Source organism: Curtobacterium sp. BRB10 (assembly GCF_031844325.1).
GTDB classification, from domain to species: domain Bacteria; phylum Actinomycetota; class Actinomycetes; order Actinomycetales; family Microbacteriaceae; genus Curtobacterium; species Curtobacterium poinsettiae_A.
This window is the reverse complement of record NZ_JAUZVA010000005.1, coordinates 313,485-334,051: the sequence shown is the minus strand read 5'-3', so window position 1 is coordinate 334,051 and position 20,567 is coordinate 313,485. Positions and strand designations below refer to the sequence as shown.

Below are 20,567 nucleotides of genomic sequence, written 5' to 3'. Positions count from 1 at the left end.
GACTGAGATCGCCGAAAACTCCGAACACCCCCCCGCTCCGCCTCCAGGATTCGAACCCGGACCTAACGGCACCAAAGGCCGTCGTGCTGCCATTACACCAAGGCGGAACGCACCCGCAGGTGCTCCTCCATCCTCCCACGACCGACGAGGCTGGCTGTCCGCTCCGGGTTCGGCCAAGATGGAGGGATGCCGCATGAGGACGAGGTCGATCGCATCGTCGCGGCGTGGGGTCGTGAGCGCGCCGACCTCGACTTCGGCCCGCTCGAGGTGCTGTCCCGGGTGGATCGGCTCGCCCGACACCTGGACCGCGCCCGGCGGACGGCGTTCGACGCGAGCGACATGGAACCGTGGGAGTTCGACGTGCTGTCCGCCCTGCGGCGCGCGGGTGAACCGTACGAGCTGAGCCCGAAGACCCTGCTGCAGCAGACCCTGGTGTCGAGCGGCACGATGACGAACCGGGTGGACCGCCTGGCAGCCCGGGGCTTCGTGGGGCGGCGGACCGACCCGAAGGACGGCCGCGGCATCCTCGTCTCGCTGACGAGCAAGGGTCGGGTGGCCGTGGACGCGGCGATCGCGGACCTGTTGTCTGCCGAGCGGGACATCCTGTCGGGGGTGTCCGCCGAAGAGCAGGGCCAGTTGGCCGGGCTGCTCCGCCGACTCATCCTGGGTCTCGGGGACTGACCGAAAGCGTGGCACGGGCCGAGCGGCCCCGGCGTAGCGTGCGGCGCATGCACGCCATCACCCTCGCCGTCGCCGACGTCGCACGATCGGCCGAGTTCTACCGCGCGCTGCTCGGCATCGAGGGCAGCGGCGTCATCGGGACCGAGTACCCCGCCACCGAGACGCAGGCCGGCGGCACCACGGCGATGTTCACCCTCGACGACGGGCTGATCGTCAGCGTCTACGGCCGAGACGACATGACGAAGGACTCCGGCGTGCAGCTGGCCACGGCACCGAGCAGCACGATCGGGCACTTCACGAGCGGTCAGGCCGAGGCCGAGGCGTTCCTCGAACGGGCGCAGGCAGCCGGCGCCACCATGCTCGAGCCGCCGTACACGCGCCCGTGGGGCATGTGGTCCGGCTTCTTCCAGGACCCGGACGGGCACCTGTGGGAGGTCGTGGCGAACCCCGGCGGCGGGGCGCCCCAGGACGCAACACCGACGGACGCAAGCCAGGACGCGGTCGACCCCGCGTCCGTCGAGTAGACCGGCTCAGACCCCGAGCAGCTCCGCGACCTCGAGCCAGCGCTCCTCGAGCTGCTCGACCTCGGCCTCGAGCGCACCGAGCTTCGACTGCAATTCGCCGAGTCCGGCGTAGTCGGACTGGTCGTGCGTCGCGAACTGGTCGAGCAACTTCTTGCGGTCCGCGCCGACCTTCGCGATCTTCCGGTCGAGCGCCGACATCTCCTTCTCGGCCGTGCGCCGGTCCGCGCCCGACAGGGCGGACGCACCAGCGGCAGTGGACCCGGCCACGGCACCGGCCGAGCCGGTCCCGCCGACGGTGTCGGGCCTCCCGGCAGACGCGGCGGCAGCCGCAGAGGCGGTCCCGCCACCGGTGCCGGCCTCGCGCAGCCGCATGTACTCGTCGACGCCCCCGGGCAGGTGGCGCAGGTGCCCGCCGAGCACGGCGTACTGCTGGTCGGTGACGCGCTCGAGCAGGTACCGGTCGTGGCTGACGACCAGCAGGGTGCCGGGCCAGGTGTCGAGCAGGTCCTCCATCGCGGCGAGCATGTCGGTGTCGAGGTCGTTGGTGGGCTCGTCGAGGATGAGCACGTTCGGCTCGTCGAGCAGGATGAGCATGAGCTGCAGGCGCCGCTTCTGCCCACCGGACAGGTCCTTGACCGGCGTGGAGAGCTGCTCCGAGGTGAAGCCGAGCCGCTCGAGCAGCTGCGACGGCGTCATCTCCTTGCCGTCGGCGACGTAGCTCGTCTTCTTGCGCGCCACGACCTCGCGCACGCGGTCGTCGGCGAACTGCTGCAGGTCGGCGAGCTGCTGGTCGAGCACCGCGACCTGCACGGTCTTGCCGGTCTTCACCCGCCCGCTCGTCGGCTGCAGCCGACCCGAGACCAGGTTGAGGAGCGTCGACTTGCCGGCGCCGTTCGGGCCGAGGATGCCAGTCCGCTCCCCCGGGGCGATGCGCCACTCGATGCGGTCGAGGATCTGCGTGCCGTCGAACGAGACGCTCACGTCGAGCAGGTCGACGACGTCCTTGCCGAGGCGTGCGGTCGCCGTCCGGGACAGCGCGACCGTGTCGCGGATGGGCGGGACGTCGTCGATCAGGGCGTTCGCCGCGTCGATGCGGAACTTCGGCTTGCTCGTGCGGGCAGGGGCGCCGCGGCGCAGCCACGCGAGCTCCTTGCGGGCCAGGTTCTGCCGGCGCTGCTCGATCGTGGCCGCCTGCCGGTCACGCTCGACGCGCTGCAGGATGTACGCGGCGTAGCCGCCCTCGAAGGGGTCGACGACCCCGTCGTGGACCTCCCACGTGTCGGTCGACACGGCATCGAGGAACCACCGGTCGTGCGTCACGACGACCATGCCGCCCTGGTTCGACGACCAGCGACGGTTGATGTGCCCGGCGAGCCACTCGATGCCCTCGACGTCCAGGTGGTTGGTCGGCTCGTCCAGGAACAGGACGTCCCAGTCGCCGACCAGCAGCCGCGCGAGCGCAACACGACGACGCTGCCCACCGGACAGGTCGTCGACGCTGACGTCCCACGGGATGTCCGAGACCAGACCGCCGATGATGTCGCGGATCTTCGGGTCGCCGGCCCACTCGTGCTCCTCGAGGTCGCCGACGACGGTGCTGCCGACGGTCGCGCCCTCGGGCAGGATGTCGCGCTGGTCCAGGTAGCCGATCGTCAGGCCGCGGCGGTGCGTGACGCGGCCGCCGTCCGGCTCGAGGCGCTGCGACAGCAGTGCGAGGAGAGTCGACTTGCCGTCGCCGTTCCGACCGACCACGCCGATCCGGTCACCCTCGTCGATGCCGAGGGTGACGTTGTCGAAGACGACCTTGGTGGGGAACTCGAGATGCAGGTTCTCGGCGCCGAGGAGATGTGCCACGCGTCAAGGGTAGGTGGCGCGGCGGGGTGGTGGGTGCGGGGCGGGTGGTCGGGGGCGTGCGCGCTTGTTCGAGTGGTGCGAGGTTGCCCGCTCGGTGCGAGCCTGGAGCGGCACACGGAACGCGCAACCTCGCACCAGCCGACGGACCGCGCACGGTGCGATGGCCTGGAGGCCCGGGTCAGCTCGCGGGGGCTGGCTCGGCTCCTGCGCGGGGCTCGGTCTCCTGCAGGAACGCTCGCCACTGCTTCCGCTTGCTGACGGTCCAGAGCAGCATCGCGAGGAAGAACACGGTGAGGAGCGCGTACAGCAGCCCGAACATCGTCGCCCAGTTGAGCAGGAACTGCGCGAACGCGAACGGCGTCCATCCGAGGGCGAGCCAGAACGTCGATGTCGATTGACCGAGCCGACGGCCGGCGAGTGCGACGAGCGCGGTCCGGTGCTGCGGATCGGCGGGCTGCTGCCCACGAGCCATGCGCTCGATCCGTCGGCGGACGGCACGAGGAAGCCCGAGCATCGGGTCGGACAGCGCGCTCTGGAACTGTCCACCGCCTCGGACGGTTGCGGTGACCCAGCAGACCGGGCCAACGATCATGAGCGGGACGATGACGAAGAACGCCCAGTCCGGCAGGCCACTTCCGGTCGAGGGCAGCTCGAAGCGCGGCAGGTGTTCGGCGCTCAGCCACCCGGCTGCAACCGCGGCGACGACGGCCAGCACGATCCAGATGACCCGCCGGACCATCGAACGGCGGACACGCGGTCCGACTGGCGCCCCCGCGAGACGGTCCTCCACCTGCTGCCAGGTCTCCTCGGAGACCGTGGCTCCGGCGAACTCATGCGGGGCCGGCGTGGACACGATCAGCTCGCGGGGGCGGTGTCGCCCTCGCCCGCGGCTTCCTTCGCGCGCTTCAGGCGGGCCTGCGCCTCCCAGTACTCGATCTCGCGCTCGAGCTCGGCGAGCTCCTGCTCGGTGCCGGTCACGCGCTTCGTGCCGTGGGCGCTGCGGGCCTCGCCGAGGGTGGCGTAGCGGTCCTCGTGGCGGGTGGGCTCGATGTAGCGACCGTGGTTCCGTTCGCCCGGAGCCCAGTCGTGCCCGATGGCGAACCAGACGATGCTGCCGACGACGGGGACCAGGATCACGAGGATCACCCACGCGATCTTCGGCAGGCCGCGGATCTGGTCATCCGTCTTCGTCAGGATGTCGATCAGGGCGAAGACCAACAGGATGACGGTGATCCCGGGCAGCAAGACGCTCATGTTCGCGATTCTATGGATCCGCTTGGAGTCTCGCCATTCCCCGAACGAGCGTCGTGGTTGCGAAGGTGCACAGGGTGGGCGTCGAGGTACCGACGGGCGAGCACGACGGAACGTGCCGTCAAGGCGAACTGCCCCGCGGCGGCGATGCCACCCGCCAGGTAGACGGGCCAGAACGTGAACCCGGAGAACGCAACCGCCGCCCAAACGACGACGAGCCCCACGGTCAGCTGGAGGCCGGTGCCGTCGGCGAGTTCGACGGCTCGAGCTCGAACGATCGCCAGCCGGTCGGCGGGGGCAGCGCGCCGCCCGGTCGCAGCCGCGGTCACCGCGCGCTGCTCGTGTTGCTGCAACGGCGCGAGCACCGGCGCAGGACGAGCTGCCACCCCGTTCCGTCTCCGGCGGATGCCGACCTGCACGGCTTCACCGAGACCGGCCCCGAAACCCAGTGCGGCGACCGCCGCCGAGAGTGCGAAGCGCGCGTCGGAGCCGGCGGGCAGGACGATCGCCCCGACGCCGAGCACGACCAACACCAGCACGATCGCCAGGACGAACCAACGGACCTGCAGGAGCGCACCCGGGGGCTTCGCCGAGACGGCGCGAGCGCGGTCCTCGGACTCGGTCCACCGGCGTTCCACCGCTGTCAGTTCGGCGTTGGACCGTTCGGCAGATGTCACAGCGCCGCGACCCACTCGTCCGTCCCGTCGGTGAACCGCTGGTGCTTCCAGATCGGCACGCGCTCCTTCACCCGGTCGACCAGGGCACCGCACGCGGCGAACGCCTGCGCACGGTGCGACGACGACACCGCTGCGGCGAGCGCGACGTCCCCGATGCCGAGCGCCCCGACCCGGTGCAGCACGGCGATCCGGACGTCGGGGTGGTCCTCGGCGATGGTCCGGGCGACCTCGGCGATGACCTCGCCGGCGCTGGGGTGCCGCTCGTAGTCGAGCGCGGTGACGCCCTTGCCACCGTCGTGGTCGCGGACGACGCCGGCGAAGGTCACCACGGCGCCGTCCTGCTCGGTGGCCACCACGGCTGCGACCTCGTCGACGCTGATGTCGCGGTCGACGACGTCAGCGAGCACGACCCGTGCGGCGGCCTCGGTGACGCTCACGAGGCGCTCCGCCGGGCGTGGCCTTCGCCGTGCACCTGCGCGAGCACGTGTTCGACCAGCCCGTCGAGCACGGCCAGCCCGTCCGCCACCCCGCCGCGCGACCCGGGCAGGGTGACGATCAGGGATCCGCCGCTGCTGATGCCGGCGATGCCGCGGCTCAACAGTGCGGTCGGACCGGCGCCCACGAGCCCGCGACGACGGATCTCTTCGAGGAGACCAGGTAACTCCAGGTCGATGAGGGGCGCGACGGCCTCGGGCGTCCGGTCGGTCGGGGTGACGCCGGTGCCCCCGGTCGTGATGACGATCCGGGCCCCGGCCAGCAGTTCGGCGGTGACGGTCTCGGTGATCGCCCCGCCGTCGGGGACGATCACGGGCTCGGCGACGGTGAAGTCCCGCTCTCGCAGCCAGTCGGCGATGACGGGTCCGGTGCGGTCGAGCGCGGCGTCGGCGGCGGCCTGCGTGGACACCACGACGACGGCCGCCCGGCCCCTGGTCGGCTCGGCGGTCATCGGTTGCTCCAGTCCCCGGAGCGTCCGCCGTGCTTCTCGAGCACGCGGACGTCCGTGATCACGGCCGCTCGGTCGACGGCCTTCACCATGTCGTACACCGTCAGGGCGGCGACGCTCGCCCCGGTCAGGGCTTCCATCTCGACGCCCGTGCGCGAGGTCGTGCGGACCGACACCTCGATCAGCACGCGGTCGTCGGCGCCGGTGATGTCGACCTGCACGCCGGCGATCGGCAGCGGGTGACACAGCGGGATCAGGTCGGAGGTCTTCTTCACCGCCATGATCGCGGCGATGCGGGCGGTGCCGACGACCTCGCCCTTGGGCAGCGAGCCGTCGAGGATGCGTGCGACGACGTCGGGGCGGGTGACGACGGTGGCGGTGGCGGTCGCCGAGCGGTCGGTGACGTCCTTCGCGGAGACGTCGACCATGTGCGCGCTGCCGTCCGCGCGGACGTGCGACAGCTGGTCGGAGGCGGACGGGTCGGTCATCGGAGGCTCCAGACGGTCAAGGGGTCGCCGGGTTCGACGGCGTCGACCCCCACGGGGACGTGCACCAGGTGGGTGGCGGCGGCGTAGTGCACGAGCAGGTGCGAGCTCGGCCCACCGACGAAGTGCACGGCGCCGTCCTGCACCCGGCCGCGGCGGATCTGGTGCTTGCCGGCGGGTGAGCCGGCAGCGGACGCCGCCGGCAGGACCTGCGTGGGGCGGTCCGGCGTGAGCCCGACGGCGGCGGCGAGCAGGGGGCGCAGGAACACCTCGAACGAGACGAGCGCCGACACCGGGTTGCCGGGGAAGGACACGACCGGTACGGCGCGACCGTCTCCGAACACGACGCTGCCGAATGCCTGCGGCCCACCGGGCTGCATCGCGACCGGCGTCACCGCGAGCCCGCGGGGTCCGAGTGCCTGTCGCACGACCTCGTACGCCCCCGCACTGATGCCCCCGGTGGTCAGCACGAGGTCGGCCCAGTCCCCCACGGCCGCATCGAGCGCGCGGTCGAAGGCGGCGACGTCGTCGGGCACCCGGACGGCACGCGGGTCCGCACCGACCTGCGCCAGGGCCGCGCGCAGCGCGATGCCGTTCGCGTCACCGATGGTCGCCGCGTCCGTGTCGGCGCCCTGCAGCTCCGAGCCGGTCGACACGACGAGGACCCGCAGCGGTCGGCGCACCGACACGGTCGTCACCCCCGCAGAGGCCAGCGCCCCGAGCAGCGCCGGCGTGACCGGGGAGCCGGCCGGAGCGAGCTCGGCACCGGTGGGCAGGTCGCTGCCGGTAACCCGCACGAAGGTGCCCGCGGTCAGGTCGGCGGGCACCGTCACCCGCGGCAACTCCAGCGCCGCCGGGAACGCACCGGGCTCGGTCGCCTCGACGGGGAACACCGCGTCGGCACCGGTGGGGATCCGCGCACCGGTCATGATCGGCGCGGCGGTGCCGGATTCGAGCGGTTCGGGCACCACGCCGGCCGGCACCGGTCCGACGACCCGGACCTGCTGCCCGGCCTCGGCGACCCGCACGGCGAACCCGTCCATCTGGCTGTTGTCGAAGGGCGGCAGCGGAACGGGCGACGCGACGGGAGCAGCGAGCACGCGGTGCGCGGATCCGACACGCGCACCCGCACCCACGAGCTCGTCGAGCGACAGTTCTTCCGCTCCGAGGCCTGCCACCACCGGCGCGAGCAACGCCGCCAGGTCGTCGCGGTGCTGACCGATCGTTCGCACAGGTGCCTCCGAACAGGGGTTGGCGGCGCCGCTCCCGGTTCGCCCGGTGGCGCCGTCACTAGCGTATCCAGCGCGCAGCCCGCGCCGACGACCAACCGGAGGACCTGTGGAGAACGACGAAGCCGTGACGATCGGTGTCATCGGAGGCTCCGGCCTCTACCAGCTGTTCGAGGAGGGCACCGCCGACGAGCTCGACGTCCCGACCCCGTTCGGCCCGACGTCGAGCCCGATCAGCATCGGCACGATGGCCGGACGACGGGTCGCGTTCCTGACCCGCCACGGCCGTGAGCACTCCGTCGCCCCGCACCGCATCAACCACCGTGCGAACGTCTGGGCGCTCCGTTCGCTCGGCGTCCGCGCGGTCGTGTCCTCGAGCGCCGTCGGCGGCCTGCATCCCGACTACGCCCCGGGCACCTTCGTCGTGACCGACCAGCTCATCGATCGCACCTGGGGCCGCGCCGACACGTTCTTCGAGGACGACGTGCAGCACCTGTCCTTCGCCGACCCGTTCGACCCGACGCTCCGCCGCGCGGCGATCGACGCCGTCGCCGGGCTCGACGTGCCGTTCCGTCCGACCGGCACGTGCGTCGTCATCCAGGGCCCCCGCTTCTCGACGCGCGCCGAGTCCGTCTGGCTCCGCCAGGCCGGAGGCCACACCATCAACATGACGATGACGCCCGAGGTCCCGCTCGCCGCCGAACTCGGCATCGCCACGGTCAACCTGTCGTTCGTCACCGACGCCGACGCCGGCCTGGCCCCGACCGAGGACGAGGCCGCAGCCGCTGCAGCAGCCAGCAGTCCCGACGTCGACGACGCCGGAGCCGTCGTCACCCACGCCCTCGTCATGGAACGCCTCGCCCGCGCAAACGAGGTCATCGTCCGCGCCATCGGCCGGATCGTCGCCGCCGTCCCCGCCGACTTCACCCCGCGCGAACTCGTCCCGACCAGCGCGAGCGCCAGCATCATGCAGGCCCGGCCCACCGCCGATGCCACCGCCAACGCCACCGCGGGTGTCACCGCATGAGCCGCCTCCTCGTCACCGGCGGCGCGGGCTTCATCGGCTCCGCGATCGTCCGCCGCGCCCTGGCCGACGGCCACGAGGTCCGCGTCCTCGACTCCCTGCGCGACGACGTGCACGGCGACCCCGCCGAGGTCGTCCACGCCCACCAGCAGCAGGGCATCGCGTTCGTGCACGGCGACGTCCGCGACCGGGTCGCCCTCGACGCCGCCCTCGACGGCATCGACGTCGTGTGCCACCAGGCCGCCAAGGTCGGCCTCGGCGTGGACTTCCAGGACGCCCCCGACTACGTCTCGTCGAACGACGCCGGCACCGCCCACGTCCTCGCCGGCATGGACCGGCACGACATCGGCCGGCTCGTCGTCGCCAGCTCGATGGTCGTCTACGGCGAGGGTGCGTACACCACCGCCTCCGGCGAACCCACCCGTCCGCCGGCCCGCCGCCGCGAGGACCTCGACGCCGGCCGCTTCGACCCGATCGGCCCCGACGGTCAGCCCCTGCTGCCCGGCTTGATCGACGAGTCGGCCGCACTCGACCCCCGCAACGTGTACGCGCAGACGAAGGTCGCGCAGGAGCACCTCGCCTCGAGCTGGGCACGCGCCACGGGCGGTCGCGCGATCGCGCTCCGCTACCACAACGTGTACGGACCGGGCATGCCGGCGAACACCCCCTACGCCGGTGTCGCGTCCCTGTTCCGCTCCGCGCTGGCCCGCGGCGAGGCACCCCGCGTCTTCGAGGACGGCGCCCAGCGACGCGACTTCGTGCACGTCGACGACGTCGCCGGCGCGAACGCTGCCTCCATCGCGGCGACCGCCGACCTGCCGTCGGACACGTTCCGCGCGTACAACGTCGGCTCCGGCACCGTGCACACCATCGGCGACATGGCCGCCGCCATCGCCGGCCCCGACGGCCCGCAGCCGGTCGTCACGGGCGAGTACCGTCTGGGCGACGTCCGCCACGTCACGGCGAGTTCGGCACGCATCGCCGCCGAGCTCGGCTGGCACGCCGAGGTCGACTTCGAGGCCGGCATGCGCGACTTCGCGACGGCTCCGCTCCGCAGCGCCGTCCGCTAGCCGGAACGCGTGCGCGAGCGGCGCACCGCAGGCCGTGCCTGAGAACGCGGCCAGCCACCGGACGGGAGGCCCGTGACGGCCCCGCCCCGCGCCTCCCGTCCGGAGTCCCCGCCCCCACGTCCCCGCGGGACGCCGCCGTGTCGGAACCACGCCCCCTGGTGCGCGAGACGCCGCCGTACTCGGCGGCGTCTCGACGACACGACGGCGTCCTGGGACCCCCAGGACGCGATACCCGCGTACCCCTGTCCCCCGTTCTGGGGACCGGACGCGCGTCGAGCGCGCTGAACGACCAGGACCCGGCAGTTTCCTGTACCCCGCAGCGCGTCGTCGTGTTGTGTCGAGTGCATGCCAGGACAGACCCGTCGATCCGACCGACCGCACCGAATGACGGACATGACTGTCGACGTGATCCTGCCGTGCCTCGACGAGGCGGATGCCCTGCCGAAGGTCATCGCGCGCCTCCCCACGGGCTACCGGGCGATCGTCGTCGACAACGGGTCGACCGACGGATCGGCCGACGTCGCCCGCGCCCACGGTGCCCTGGTGGTGACGGAACCCGTCAAGGGGTTCGGGTCGGCCTGTGCCGCCGGGGTCGCCGCGGCGACCGCCGACTTCGTCGCGTTCTGCGACGCCGACGCCTCGATGGACCCCGCCGAGCTCCCGCCCCTGGTCGACCGCGTGGCCAGTGGCCGCGTGGACCTGGCACTCGGCCGTCGCGTCCCGACCGGCCGCGGTGCGTGGGCCCCGCACGCGCGCTTCGCGAACCGCGTCCTCGCCGTCCTCATGCACCGCGCGACCGGCTACCGCCTGCGCGACCTCGGCCCGATGCGCGTGATGCGCCGCGAGGACCTCGTCTCCCTCGACCTGCGCGACCGCCGCAGCGGCTACCCGCTCGAGATGGTCCTGGCCGCCCACGCCGCCGGATGGCGCGTCGACGAGTCCGACATCGGGTACGCGCAGCGCATCGGCGACAGCAAGGTCACCGGCACACTCCGCGGCACGATCAACGCGGTGCGGGACATGTCCCGTCTGCTCCGTGCCTACCGCCGGGAGGCCCGTGTCCGGGTCGTCGCACCGGGACCGCTCCGCCAGGCGTCCGAGTCCACCCCCGTGGTCGAGGAGGTCCGCTCGTGACCGCCACCCACGTCCACGTCGGCGACGCTGCACGCGCTGACGTCACCGTCGCCGTCGTGGCGAAGGAGTGCCTGCCCGGCAAGGTGAAGACCCGCCTGACGCCAGCGCTCTCCCCCGAGGGCGCAGCACGCGTCGCGTCCGCGAGCCTCGCCGACACCCTGGCGACCGTCCGCGCACTGCCAGCGGCCCGTCGGGTCCTGTTCTTCGACGGCGACGTCGTACCGGCGTCGGCCGAGGGGTTCGAGGTGCTGCACCAGCCCGGTGGCGGCCTCGACGAGCGCCTCGGGTTCCTGTTCGACGCCGTCGACGGCCCGCTGCTGCTCGTTGGCATGGACACCCCGCAGGTGTCCACCGCGGACCTCGCACCGGTGTTCGAGGACGCCGGGCGCGATGCCTGGTTCGGCCCGGCCGAGGACGGCGGCTTCTGGTCGCTCTACCTGCGACAGCCCACCGGCGACCTGCTGCGCGGCGTCCCGATGTCGCGCGACGACACCGGAGCCGTGCAGCTCGCACGCCTGACCGACGCCGGACTCGACGTGGGCGTGCTCGGGGAGATGCTCGACGTCGACACGATCCCGGACGCCGAGCGGGTCGCCGACCTCGCACCCGACTCCGACTTCACCCGGGCACTCCGTGCCGAGACCGTGGGGAGCACCCGATGACCATGCACGCACCCGTCTCGTTCGGTGCCGGCGGCGGCGAGCCGTACGCCCGCGCCCTGCGCACCGACGGCCACCTGCGCCTGACCGATGCCGACCGTCCCGACGCCGTCACCACGATGGACGTCGGTCGCTGGAGTGCCGCCGCCGACCGTGTCGACCGCTCGCTGCTCGACGACGTCGACGGCGGTGTCATCGACATCGGCTGCGGCCCGGGCCGGATGCTCGTCGCCGCACGGTCGCGGGGCATCCCGGCGCTCGGCGTGGACGTCTCCGCCGAGGCAGTCGCCATCGCACAGCGCTCCGGCGGCACGGCGCTGCAGGGTTCCGTGTTCGACGCCGTGCCCGACGAGGGCCACTGGGACACCGCGCTCGTGATCGACGGCAACATCGGCATCGGCGGCGACCCCACCGCGCTGCTCGCCCGCTGCCGTGAGATCGTGCGCGCCGGTGGCCGGGTCATCGTCGAGACGAACCCCGAGGTCACGGCTGACCGGGTGTACACCGCCCGGGTGGTCGACGCCGACGGCAACGAGAGCGCCGGGTTCCCCTGGGCCGAGGTCGGCCTCGACGCCCTGCACCGGCACGCGGCGGAAGCCGGGTTGGTCGCGCGGCAGAGCTGGACGGCCGAGGGCCGGAACTTCTGCGAGCTGCTCGCCTGACCTTCCGAAACGCGTTTGTTTTGCATGATGCAAGAAAGACGCGTAGGGTGGTGGTCATCCAGCCGACGGCGTCGCGGTCGCCGGCTCGGTGACCTGCGGACCTCGGCACGACGACGAGGAGCACCCATGCAGAACCGTCAGAACCCCCTGGGCGGCGCCTACGTGACCGGCCTCGAGACGCGCGCCGAGCTCGGCGCCTTCACGGGCGACGCGACCCGCAGCCCGATCGGCAGCTACACGGGCACCGGCGTCGGCCGAGCAGTCGGCCGCTTCGTCGACACGCAGTTCCGCCGCCCCGGCACCGCGACGTCCTCGACGCGCACCGTGACCGGCTCGTTCCGCACGGCGACGGGTTCGTTCCGCACCGCCTGAGGCATCCGCCTCCACAGACCGCGAGCGGCCGTCCACCCCGGGGGTCCCCCCTCAACCCGGGTGGGGCGGCCGCTCGCTCGCGTTCCCCCGCCCCCGGTGCACTTCCCCCGAACGCGCCAGGGCGGCCGATGCCAGGATGGACACATGAACGACCGTGCCGGCACCCCAGCGACCGCAGACGACCTCGTCGACCTCGACGAGCTCCTCGCCGCGTACCACGACCGAGTCCCCGACGTCTCGGTCCCCGAGCAGAAGGTCGTGTTCGGCACGTCCGGACACCGCGGGTCGTCGCTCGACACCGCCTTCAACGACACCCACATCGCCGCCATCACCCAGGCGATCGTGGAGTACCGCCGCGACCAGGGCACCGACGGGCCGCTCTTCATCGGCCGCGACACCCACGCGCTCTCGGCCCCCGCCGAACAGACCGCACTGCAGGTCCTCGCCGCCAACGGCGTGCGCGTGCTCGCCGACAGCGCGGACGGCTTCGTGCCGACGCCCGCACTGAGCCACGCGATCATCCGCTACAACCGCGCCGGCAACCCGGACACGGCCGACGGCATCGTCATCACGCCGAGCCACAACCCGCCCCGCGACGGTGGCTTCAAGTACAACCCGCCCCACGGTGGTCCCGCCGACAGCGACGCCACGAGCTGGATCGCGAACCGGGCGAACGCGATCATCGAGGGCGGCAACGCCGAGGTGCAGCGCACCGAGGACGCCGAGCCCGAGCGCTACGACTTCCTGAACACGTACGTCGCCGACCTCGAGAACATCATCGACATCGCGGCGATCAAGCGTGCCGGCGTGAAGATCGGCGCCGACCCGCTCGGTGGCGCCTCGCTGCCGTACTGGAACGCCATCCGCGACCACTACGGCCTCGACCTGACCGTCGTGAACCCCGAGGTCGACCCCACGTGGGCGTTCATGACGCTCGACTGGGACGGCAAGATCCGGATGGACCCGTCGAGCCCCTCGGCGATGGCCTCGGTGCTCGCGCGCAAGGACGACTTCGACGTCCTGACCGGCAACGACGCCGACTCCGACCGGCACGGCATCGTCACGCCCGACGGCGGGCTGATGAACCCGAACCACTACCTCGCGGTCGCGATCGAGTACCTCTACGCGCACCGACCCGAGTGGCGCGACGACGCCGCGATCGGCAAGACCCTGGTGTCGTCGAGCATCATCGACCGCGTCGCCGAGTCCCTGGGCCGTCGCCTGTGGGAGGTCCCGGTCGGCTTCAAGTGGTTCGTCCCCGGCCTGATCGACGGCTCCGTGGCCTTCGGCGGCGAGGAATCCGCGGGTGCGTCGTTCCTGCGCACCGACGGCACCGCGTGGACCACCGACAAGGACGGCATCATCCTGGCGCTCCTGGCGTCCGAGATCGTCGCCGTCACCGGTAAGACCCCGTCCCAGCTCTACGCCGAGCTGACCGAGCGCTTCGGCGCCCCGGTCTACCAGCGCGTCGACGCCGCGGCCTCGAAGGAGCAGAAGGCGCGCCTCGGCAAGCTCGACGGCGACGCCATCACCGCGGACACCCTGGCCGGTGACCCGATCACCGCGAAGCTGTCGAAGGCCCCGGGCAACGACGCAGCCGTCGGCGGCGTGAAGGTCGTCACCGACAAGGCGTGGTTCGCCGCGCGCCCGTCGGGCACCGAGGACGTCTACAAGATCTACGCGGAGAGCTTCGTCGGGCAGGAGCACCTCGAGCAGGTGCAGCGCGAGGCCAAGGAGATCGTCGACGCAGCACTGGGCGCGTAGCGCCCTCGTCGGACGGGCTGCGGGTCTCGGACACCGCAGCCCGTTCGACGGAACCGAGCCGGGCCTCCAGGCCGTGTGCCGCCGGGGTGAACCGGGCGTACCGTGACTGCCGATCCACTCAGGAAGCGGTCTCGGCGCGACCGAGCACTTGCGGCAGTTGTAACTTTGCAGGCAGCGCAAAAATCGTTCTGCCAGCGCATCGGTACCCGGGAGACCCTGCTCATGACCCAGACGGCGACCGCACCCGCGGCCCCCACCACGGCGTCCAACGTCGTGATGAACCACCGACAGATCCTGTTGGTGATCTACGGCCTGATGGCCGGCATGTTCCTCGGTGCCCTCGACCAGACGATCGTCGGCACCGCGATCCGCACCATCGGTGACGACCTGCACGGACTCGACCAGCAGGCCTGGGTCACCACCGGGTACCTCATCGCGTCGACGGTGACGACCCCGATCTACGGCAAGCTCTCCGACATCTTCGGTCGCCGTCCGCTCTTCATCACCGCGATCGGCATCTTCATCGTCGGCTCGTTCGCGGCGTCGTTCTCCGACTCGATGCTCATGCTCGCCGGCTTCCGCGCCTTGCAGGGCCTGGGTGCCGGTGGTCTGATGTCCCTGCCGCTGGCGATCATGGGCGACATGCTCGCCCCTCGCGAGCGGGCGAAGTACCAGGGCTACTTCCTGGCGGTCTTCGGCATCTCGTCCGTCATCGGGCCGCTCGTCGGTGGTGTCTTCGCCGGCGCGGACCAGCTGCTGTTCATCGCCGGCTGGCGCTGGGTGTTCCTGATCAACGTGCCGATCGGCATCATCGCCCTGTTCATGGTGCTGACGTTCCTGCACCTGCCGAAGTTCGGCGACCGCGGCAAGCCCCGCATCGACTGGTGGGGCGCGACGCTCGTCATCGTCACGCTCGTGCCGCTGCTGCTCATCGCCGAGCAGGGCCGCGAGTGGGGCTGGGACTCCCCCGCCGCCTTCGCCTGCTACGCCATCGGCGCCCTCGGCCTGATCGCGTTCATCATCGTCGAGCGGGCCATGGGCGACGACGCGATCCTGCCGATGAAGCTCTTCGGATCGCGGGTGTTCTCGATGTCCGCGATCCTGTCCGTGCTCGTCGGCTTCGGCATGTTCGGCGCGATGCTGACGATCCCGCTGTACCTGCAGATCGTCAAGGGCGTGACCCCGACCGAGTCCGGGTTCGCCATGCTGCCCATGGTGCTCGGTCTGATGATCTCGTCGATCGCCTCCGGCCAGATCATCTCCCGCACCGGCAACTACCAGGTCTTCCCGATCACCGGCACGGCGTTCACGGCCGTCGGCTTCACGGTCCTGACGTTCCTGACCGCCGACCGACCCCTGTGGTTCCTGATGCTCGGCATGTTCGGCATCGGGCTCGGACTCGGGCAGCTCATGCAGACGCTGACCCTGGCCGCGCAGAACTCGGTCTCGCCGCGGGACATCGGTGTCGCCACGAGCGCCGCGACGTTCTTCCGGCAGATCGGCGGCACGATGGGCACCGCCGTCCTGCTCTCCGTGCTGTTCACCCTGATGCCGACGAACATCAGCGCCGCCATGCAGAACGAGTCCGACCTGAAGAGCGCGCTGAACGCCGCGATGACCCCGTCGGTCGCGAACGCGTCGAAGAACCAGGGCGTGATGGACGAGATCTGGACGAAGATCGTCGACCCGGTGCAGCAGAACGTGCAGGACGGTCTCGACCAGGGCACCGCGCAGGCGAAGCAGGCCGCGGATGCTGCCGTGACCAAGCAGGTGACGGCAGCCGTGCAGCGGCAGGTCGCCGTGGGCACGGTCCCCGCCGCCGCAGCGGACACGATCATCGCCCAGCAGGTCGACGACGCGAAGCCCGCGGCCGAGCAGCAGGCGCTCGAGACGGCGGCCACGAAGGCGAACGCCTCGGTCGTCGACGGGAAGCTGCAGATCGACTACTCGGACGAGGCGCAGCGGCAGAACGTCGTCGACCAGGTCGCCCCGACGCTCATCAAGCAGCTCAAGAGCGGCGACTCGGCCGCGAGCTCGTCCACCGACTCGGCGACGAGCGACACGTCGTTCCTGAACGGGGCGGACCCCCGGCTCAGCCGTCCGTTCCTGGTCGGGTTCAGCGACTCGGCCGTCCGCGTGTACTACGTCGGCCTCGCGGTGATCCTGCTCGCGTTCGTGCTGACCTGGTTCTTCCGGGTGCCGCCGCTGCGCAAGACGTCGGCGCTGCAGGAGCAGGCGGACGCCGCGCGGACCGCTGCCGGTGCGGAGTCGGACGGGAGTGCCGCCGCAGCCGCTGGCGCCGCGGCACCCGGGGCTGGTCCGGTGCCGACGGGGTCGTCCTCCGCCGACGTGCCGCGTTCGCCCGACGTGCCGACCTCGCCGGACGTGCAGCCTCGGTCCGCCCGGGCCGCCGGAGCATCGGACGTCTCGGTGCTGCCGAGCGGGGTCGACGACACCCGCGCTCCGCTGCCGAACGCCACGACGCACGGTGCGCACTCGGCGGCAGCGCCGGTCGACGAACCCCCGACGACGACCGGTGCGATCCGGACCAGGGCCGCCCATGCGGCTGCGGACCCGGACGCGGAACACCCGCACGGGCGGCACTCGGCGGAGTAGTGCGCGGGCGGGCTGGTCTGTCCGCACGCCGGCGCTCGTGATGCGCGCCTGCTCACGACGTTCCACGCGTCGAACGACTCGTGGAACGTCGTGAACGGAGCGGACGCTAGGAGCGCTCTCGCTCGCGCATCTCGACGTAGTCACCGGCAGCGCACGCCGAGGTACCGCTGACCGTGTCGCCCCCGCCGAGGTCGGAGGACTGGAAACCGATGTTCGCCACGCCGTCCCCCTTGCCGTCGACACCGCTGTAGGACCCGTCGGCATCGGAGAACCGCTTCGTGTCGAGTCCGCGCTCGCCCCACAGCTTCTCGACCGTTCGGATCCCCTGCTCGACGTCGCCGCGATCGGCACGGGACTTGATGTACGTGTAGTTCACGCCCTCGCCGACGCCGCGCTCGTCCTCGCACGTGCCGAGCCGCGGCCCTTCCTCGACCTGCCACGTCCCGCCGAGCGCGTCGGTCGTGTCGTTGACGAGCTGCTGGATGCTGCGCTTCGCATCCGCCGGCTCCTGGGTCGGTTGGTTCTGCATCCGTCCTCCAGAACAGCCGGCGGTTGCGCCGACGATCGCGATCGTGGTCACGGTGACTGCGATCCACTGCTTCAGAGCGGTCATCGGTGTCAGTTCTCCATTGAGTCGTCGGGGCGTCGGGTCATCGGGTCGAAGGAGCCGTTGCCGTTCGGGGTGGCGTGCCTCAGACGGCCGGCGCCGCGTCCCCCGATGCCGACCCCGCCCCGGCTGCCGCCACCTCGAACGACGCCCCCGGCAACCGCTTCCGCATCACGTCGATCGCCGCAGGGTTGTCGTCCACCAGCACGTACCGTCGGCCCAACGCTTGTGCCACGGCACCCGTGGTCCCGCTGCCCGCGAAGAAGTCGAGGACCCAGTCCCCCTCGCGTGACGACGCCTGCACGATCCGCCGCAGCACGCCCTCGGGCTTCTGCGTCGGGTAGCCGGTCTTCTCGCGGCCCGTCGGCGAGACGATCGTGTGCCACCAGACGTCGGTGGGCAGCTTGCCGCGCTCGCGCTTCTCGGGGGTGACGAGCCCCGGCGCCATGTACGGCTCGCGGTCGACGGCCTCGGAGTCGAACCAGTACCGCGACGGGTCCTTCACGTAGACCAGGATCGTGTCGTGCTTGGTGGGCCAGCGCGTCTTGGACTTGGCACCGAAGTCGTAGGCCCAGACGATCTCGTTCAGGAACGACTCGCGGCCGAACAGCGCGTCGAGCAGCACCTTCGCGTAGTGCGACTCGCGGTAATCGAGGTGCAGGTACAGCGTGCCGTCGGCGGCGAGCAGCCGCCAGGCCTCGATGAGTCGGGGTTCGAGGAACGACCAGTAGTCCTCGAATCGGTCGTCGAAGCGCATCAGGTCGCCGCGCACCCGTTCGTAGGTCCGGCCGTGGAACCCCATCACGGGGCCGTCGGCCTTCGGTACGGCGGAGGTCGCGTGCCGACGCTGGTACCGGCCGGTGTTGAACGGCGGGTCCAGGTACACCAGCGTGAAGGAGCCGTCCGGGTACGCGGGGACCACGTCGAGGGCGTCGCCGAGGACGACGCGGTCCGGGCCTCGGTCGTCTCCCCTGCGCACGGACCCATTGTCGCGCACCGCGCAGGCCTGCAGCGCGCGGCGCAGGCGTCCAACACAGACCGCACGCCCAGCCCCAGGCGTACGGTCGAGTGCATGGCAGCAGCACCCGAGGTCCGCAACGACACCGACAAGCAGCAGTACTCCCTGATCGAGGACGGCGAGGTCATCGGTCTCGCTGCGTACGAGATCGACGGCGACGAGATCCGCTTCGTGCACACCGAGGTCGATCCCGAGCACCGCGGTGGTGGGCACGCGTCGATCCTGGTGCAGCACGCCCTCGACGACGTTCGCGCGAGTTCGTCGCGCCGGGTCGTCGCGCAGTGCAGCTACGTGCACGCGTGGATCGAGCGGCACCCGGACTACCAGGAGCTCACGACCCGCTGACGCGAGCGACGCACAGACGGGCGCGACGCCCGTCCGCTCAGTACGACCGGTCGTGCGTCCCCGCGCGGGCCTCGTGCCGCCCGGCGGTCCGCACCGTCGGCACCCGGATGAGCACACTGCCGCTGAGCAGGTCGTGGTCGTGATCCGCCGGTGACGGGGCCTGTTCCGGCAGGCGCGCCTGCCGTTCGTACTCGGCCTGCGTCTCGTGCCGGGTCGGCGCGAACACCTCGTCCAGCATTCCGCCCATGCCTCCGGATCCGCCGCTCCGCTGGGACTTGTTCGACAGGTCGATCCACCCCATGCGATCGGCGATCCACACCACGACGGCCACGGCGGCCACCGCCCCCAGGAAGATCAACCAGTTCACGGCAGCGACGCTACGTGGGCTGCGCGGTGAGCGGATCAGCCGCGCGGGGGATTCTCATCATCCACACGTCTGGTTCATGAGGTCGAGGCGCACACTCGACAGCAGCGGCGGCCGGGACGTCCCCCCTCAGCTCCGGCCGCCGCGTCCACCGTCGATCGGGCGCAGGCTCACGGCACCCGCTCGAGCCACTCCTTCGTCGCGAACTTCGTCCGCACGAGCTCCTGTGCCTTCTCACGCTCGGCATCGGTGACCGCGCCGGGAGTCGCCCCGTAGAGCCGGGTGAAGGTGCCGATCAGCCGCTCGATGATCTCGGCGCGGGACAGCCCCGTCTGCGAGCGCAGCGGGTCGACGCGCTTCGCGGCGCTGGTGGTGCCCTTGTCGCTCATCTTCTCGCGCCCGATCCGCAGCACCTGCACCATCTTCTCGCCGTCCATGTCGTAGCTCATGGTGGCGTGGTGCAGCAGCGACCCGGTACCGAGGCGCTTCTGTGCGGCCCCGCCGATCTTGCCCTTGGTCGAGGTGATGTCGTTGAGGGGCTGGTAGTACGCCTCGATGCCGAGCGACTTGAGCGCCTCGATCACCCATTCGTCGAGGAACGCGTACGAGTCGGCGAACGTCATGCCCTGCACCAGGTCGGACGGCACGTAGAGCGAGTACGAGATGACGGCCCCGGCGTCCATGAACATCGCGCCCCCGCCGGAGATGCGTCGGACCACCTGCACGCCGTACTTCTCGGCGCCGGCGGGGTCGACCTCGTTCTTCAGCGACTGGAACGAGCCGATCACGACGGCCGGCTGGTCCCACTCCCAGATGCGGAGCGTCGGACCGCGGCGGCCGGCGCCGACCTCTTCGGTCAGCACCTGGTCGAGCGCGAGGTGCTCGTTCGGGCTGATCGGCCCCTCGTGCACGATCTGCCAGTCGTGGTCGCGCCAGGTCGAGGCCCGCGACAGCGCACGGCGCACCGCGACGCCGACGGACTCGGGCGTGAAGCCGAGCAGCACGGCATCGGTCGGCAGGGCCGCCCGCACCGCTGCGGCGATGCCCGCGGCGTCGGTGGTGGCGGGGAGCCCGTTCACGGCCGCGTCGATGAGCGGCAGCGCGTCGTCGGGTTCCAGGAAGAAGTCACCCGCCAGGCGGAACTGCTGGATCGTGCCGTCGACGACCTCGAGGTCGACGACGACCAGCTTGCCTCCGGGCACCTTGTACTCACCGTGCATGCCGCAACCCTATTCCGGACGGCCGACGGCCCGGCAGTGAGTCGGCCCGGTGACGGCCTGGAGGCGCG

The 20,567-nt window shown here is 71.6% G+C and carries 23 protein-coding genes and 1 tRNA gene; 11 read left to right on the top strand and 13 right to left on the bottom strand.

What is annotated here, in order from left to right; genetic code table 11:
• Nucleotides 1-35 precede the first annotated feature (35 nt).
• A tRNA-Gln gene (locus Q9R26_RS13090) sits at nucleotides 36-107 on the bottom strand.
• 79 nt (nucleotides 108-186) lie between these two features.
• On the opposite strand from Q9R26_RS13090, the gene Q9R26_RS13085 reads away from it, so the two are divergent.
• Together Q9R26_RS13085 and Q9R26_RS13080 are read left to right on the top strand one after the other, a co-directional pair.
• Entirely contained in the window at nucleotides 187-681 is a 495-nt protein-coding gene (locus Q9R26_RS13085) for a MarR family winged helix-turn-helix transcriptional regulator (RefSeq protein WP_182066176.1), read from the top strand.
• Between the two features lie 47 nt (nucleotides 682-728).
• A complete protein-coding gene (locus Q9R26_RS13080) occupies nucleotides 729-1,205 on the top strand; it encodes a VOC family protein (protein WP_311227520.1) in 477 nt (158 codons plus the stop codon).
• Nucleotides 1,206-1,211: 6 nt separating this feature from the next.
• Here Q9R26_RS13080 and Q9R26_RS13075 read toward each other — a convergent pair whose 3' ends face one another.
• From Q9R26_RS13075 to glp, 8 genes are all read right to left on the bottom strand, one after another.
• Nucleotides 1,212-3,059 (bottom strand): ABC-F family ATP-binding cassette domain-containing protein, encoded by a 1,848-nt coding sequence (locus Q9R26_RS13075; protein WP_311227519.1) that lies wholly within the window; start codon nucleotides 3,057-3,059, stop codon nucleotides 1,212-1,214.
• A 178-nt stretch (nucleotides 3,060-3,237) separates the two neighbouring features.
• Entirely contained in the window at nucleotides 3,238-3,912 is a 675-nt protein-coding gene (locus tag Q9R26_RS13070) for a hypothetical protein (RefSeq protein WP_209133192.1), read from the bottom strand.
• Nucleotides 3,913-3,914: 2 nt separating this feature from the next.
• Complete coding sequence (locus Q9R26_RS13065; protein ID WP_182066172.1) at nucleotides 3,915-4,313, bottom strand: PLDc N-terminal domain-containing protein; 399 nt, start codon at nucleotides 4,311-4,313, stop codon at nucleotides 3,915-3,917.
• Nucleotides 4,310-4,987, bottom strand: coding sequence for a hypothetical protein (locus Q9R26_RS13060; RefSeq protein ID WP_311227518.1), 678 nt, complete (start codon nucleotides 4,985-4,987; stop codon nucleotides 4,310-4,312). The genes Q9R26_RS13065 and Q9R26_RS13060 overlap by 4 nt, the downstream gene beginning before the upstream one ends.
• Nucleotides 4,984-5,424: a molybdenum cofactor biosynthesis protein MoaE gene (locus Q9R26_RS13055; RefSeq protein WP_259580482.1), complete on the bottom strand. Its 441-nt coding sequence runs from the start codon at nucleotides 5,422-5,424 to the stop codon at nucleotides 4,984-4,986. The genes Q9R26_RS13060 and Q9R26_RS13055 overlap by 4 nt, the downstream gene beginning before the upstream one ends.
• A complete protein-coding gene (locus Q9R26_RS13050; protein WP_311227517.1) occupies nucleotides 5,421-5,933 on the bottom strand; it encodes a molybdopterin-binding protein in 513 nt (170 codons plus the stop codon). The genes Q9R26_RS13055 and Q9R26_RS13050 overlap by 4 nt, the downstream gene beginning before the upstream one ends.
• Complete coding sequence (moaC, locus tag Q9R26_RS13045; RefSeq protein ID WP_311227516.1) at nucleotides 5,930-6,418, bottom strand: cyclic pyranopterin monophosphate synthase MoaC; 489 nt, start codon at nucleotides 6,416-6,418, stop codon at nucleotides 5,930-5,932. The genes Q9R26_RS13050 and moaC overlap by 4 nt, the downstream gene beginning before the upstream one ends.
• Nucleotides 6,415-7,647, bottom strand: coding sequence for a gephyrin-like molybdotransferase Glp (glp, locus tag Q9R26_RS13040; protein ID WP_311227515.1), 1,233 nt, complete (start codon nucleotides 7,645-7,647; stop codon nucleotides 6,415-6,417). The genes moaC and glp overlap by 4 nt, the downstream gene beginning before the upstream one ends.
• A gap of 106 nt (nucleotides 7,648-7,753) precedes the next feature.
• Between glp and Q9R26_RS13035 the strand changes: the two genes are divergently transcribed.
• From Q9R26_RS13035 to Q9R26_RS13000, 8 genes are all read left to right on the top strand, one after another.
• The gene (locus tag Q9R26_RS13035) at nucleotides 7,754-8,671 is read left to right on the top strand and encodes an MTAP family purine nucleoside phosphorylase (protein WP_311227514.1); all 918 of its coding nucleotides are present in this window, start codon (nucleotides 7,754-7,756) and stop codon (nucleotides 8,669-8,671) included.
• Entirely contained in the window at nucleotides 8,668-9,738 is a 1,071-nt protein-coding gene (locus Q9R26_RS13030) for an NAD(P)-dependent oxidoreductase (protein WP_182066165.1), read from the top strand. The genes Q9R26_RS13035 and Q9R26_RS13030 overlap by 4 nt, the downstream gene beginning before the upstream one ends.
• A 384-nt stretch (nucleotides 9,739-10,122) precedes the next feature.
• Nucleotides 10,123-10,872 (top strand): glycosyltransferase family 2 protein, encoded by a 750-nt coding sequence (locus Q9R26_RS13025; RefSeq protein ID WP_311227513.1) that lies wholly within the window; start codon nucleotides 10,123-10,125, stop codon nucleotides 10,870-10,872.
• Nucleotides 10,869-11,534: a DUF2064 domain-containing protein gene (locus tag Q9R26_RS13020; RefSeq protein ID WP_311227512.1), complete on the top strand. Its 666-nt coding sequence runs from the start codon at nucleotides 10,869-10,871 to the stop codon at nucleotides 11,532-11,534. Before Q9R26_RS13025 ends, Q9R26_RS13020 begins: the two co-directional genes overlap by 4 nt.
• Complete coding sequence (locus tag Q9R26_RS13015) at nucleotides 11,531-12,193, top strand: bifunctional 2-polyprenyl-6-hydroxyphenol methylase/3-demethylubiquinol 3-O-methyltransferase UbiG (RefSeq protein ID WP_071406012.1); 663 nt, start codon at nucleotides 11,531-11,533, stop codon at nucleotides 12,191-12,193. Before Q9R26_RS13020 ends, Q9R26_RS13015 begins: the two co-directional genes overlap by 4 nt.
• A 126-nt stretch (nucleotides 12,194-12,319) precedes the next feature.
• A complete protein-coding gene (locus Q9R26_RS13010) occupies nucleotides 12,320-12,565 on the top strand; it encodes a hypothetical protein (RefSeq protein ID WP_209133177.1) in 246 nt (81 codons plus the stop codon).
• Between the two features lie 144 nt (nucleotides 12,566-12,709).
• Nucleotides 12,710-14,329, top strand: coding sequence for a phosphoglucomutase (alpha-D-glucose-1,6-bisphosphate-dependent) (gene pgm / locus Q9R26_RS13005; protein WP_209133176.1), 1,620 nt, complete (start codon nucleotides 12,710-12,712; stop codon nucleotides 14,327-14,329).
• A 222-nt stretch (nucleotides 14,330-14,551) separates the two neighbouring features.
• On the top strand, nucleotides 14,552-16,945 hold the full coding sequence (locus Q9R26_RS13000; RefSeq protein WP_311227511.1) for an MDR family MFS transporter: 2,394 nt from the start codon (nucleotides 14,552-14,554) through the stop codon (nucleotides 16,943-16,945).
• Nucleotides 16,946-17,051: 106 nt separating this feature from the next.
• On the opposite strand, the gene Q9R26_RS12995 is transcribed toward Q9R26_RS13000, so the two are convergent.
• Nucleotides 17,052-17,558 carry a hypothetical protein gene (locus Q9R26_RS12995; protein WP_311227510.1) on the bottom strand — a complete coding sequence of 169 codons (507 nt, stop codon included), beginning with the start codon at nucleotides 17,556-17,558 and terminating at the stop codon, nucleotides 17,052-17,054.
• 79 nt (nucleotides 17,559-17,637) lie between these two features.
• Nucleotides 17,638-18,531 (bottom strand): site-specific DNA-methyltransferase, encoded by an 894-nt coding sequence (locus Q9R26_RS12990; protein ID WP_182066158.1) that lies wholly within the window; start codon nucleotides 18,529-18,531, stop codon nucleotides 17,638-17,640.
• 93 nt (nucleotides 18,532-18,624) lie between these two features.
• Between Q9R26_RS12990 and Q9R26_RS12985 the strand changes: the two genes are divergently transcribed.
• Nucleotides 18,625-18,915 carry a GNAT family N-acetyltransferase gene (locus Q9R26_RS12985; protein ID WP_027465074.1) on the top strand — a complete coding sequence of 97 codons (291 nt, stop codon included), beginning with the start codon at nucleotides 18,625-18,627 and terminating at the stop codon, nucleotides 18,913-18,915.
• A gap of 37 nt (nucleotides 18,916-18,952) precedes the next feature.
• Here the strand turns inward: Q9R26_RS12985 and Q9R26_RS12980 are convergent, their stop codons facing one another.
• Together Q9R26_RS12980 and Q9R26_RS12975 are read right to left on the bottom strand one after the other, a co-directional pair.
• Nucleotides 18,953-19,282 (bottom strand): hypothetical protein, encoded by a 330-nt coding sequence (locus Q9R26_RS12980; RefSeq protein ID WP_182066156.1) that lies wholly within the window; start codon nucleotides 19,280-19,282, stop codon nucleotides 18,953-18,955.
• Nucleotides 19,283-19,449: 167 nt separating this feature from the next.
• The gene (locus Q9R26_RS12975; RefSeq protein ID WP_259580467.1) at nucleotides 19,450-20,499 is read right to left on the bottom strand and encodes a biotin/lipoate A/B protein ligase family protein; all 1,050 of its coding nucleotides are present in this window, start codon (nucleotides 20,497-20,499) and stop codon (nucleotides 19,450-19,452) included.
• Nucleotides 20,500-20,567: the final 68 nt, after the last annotated feature.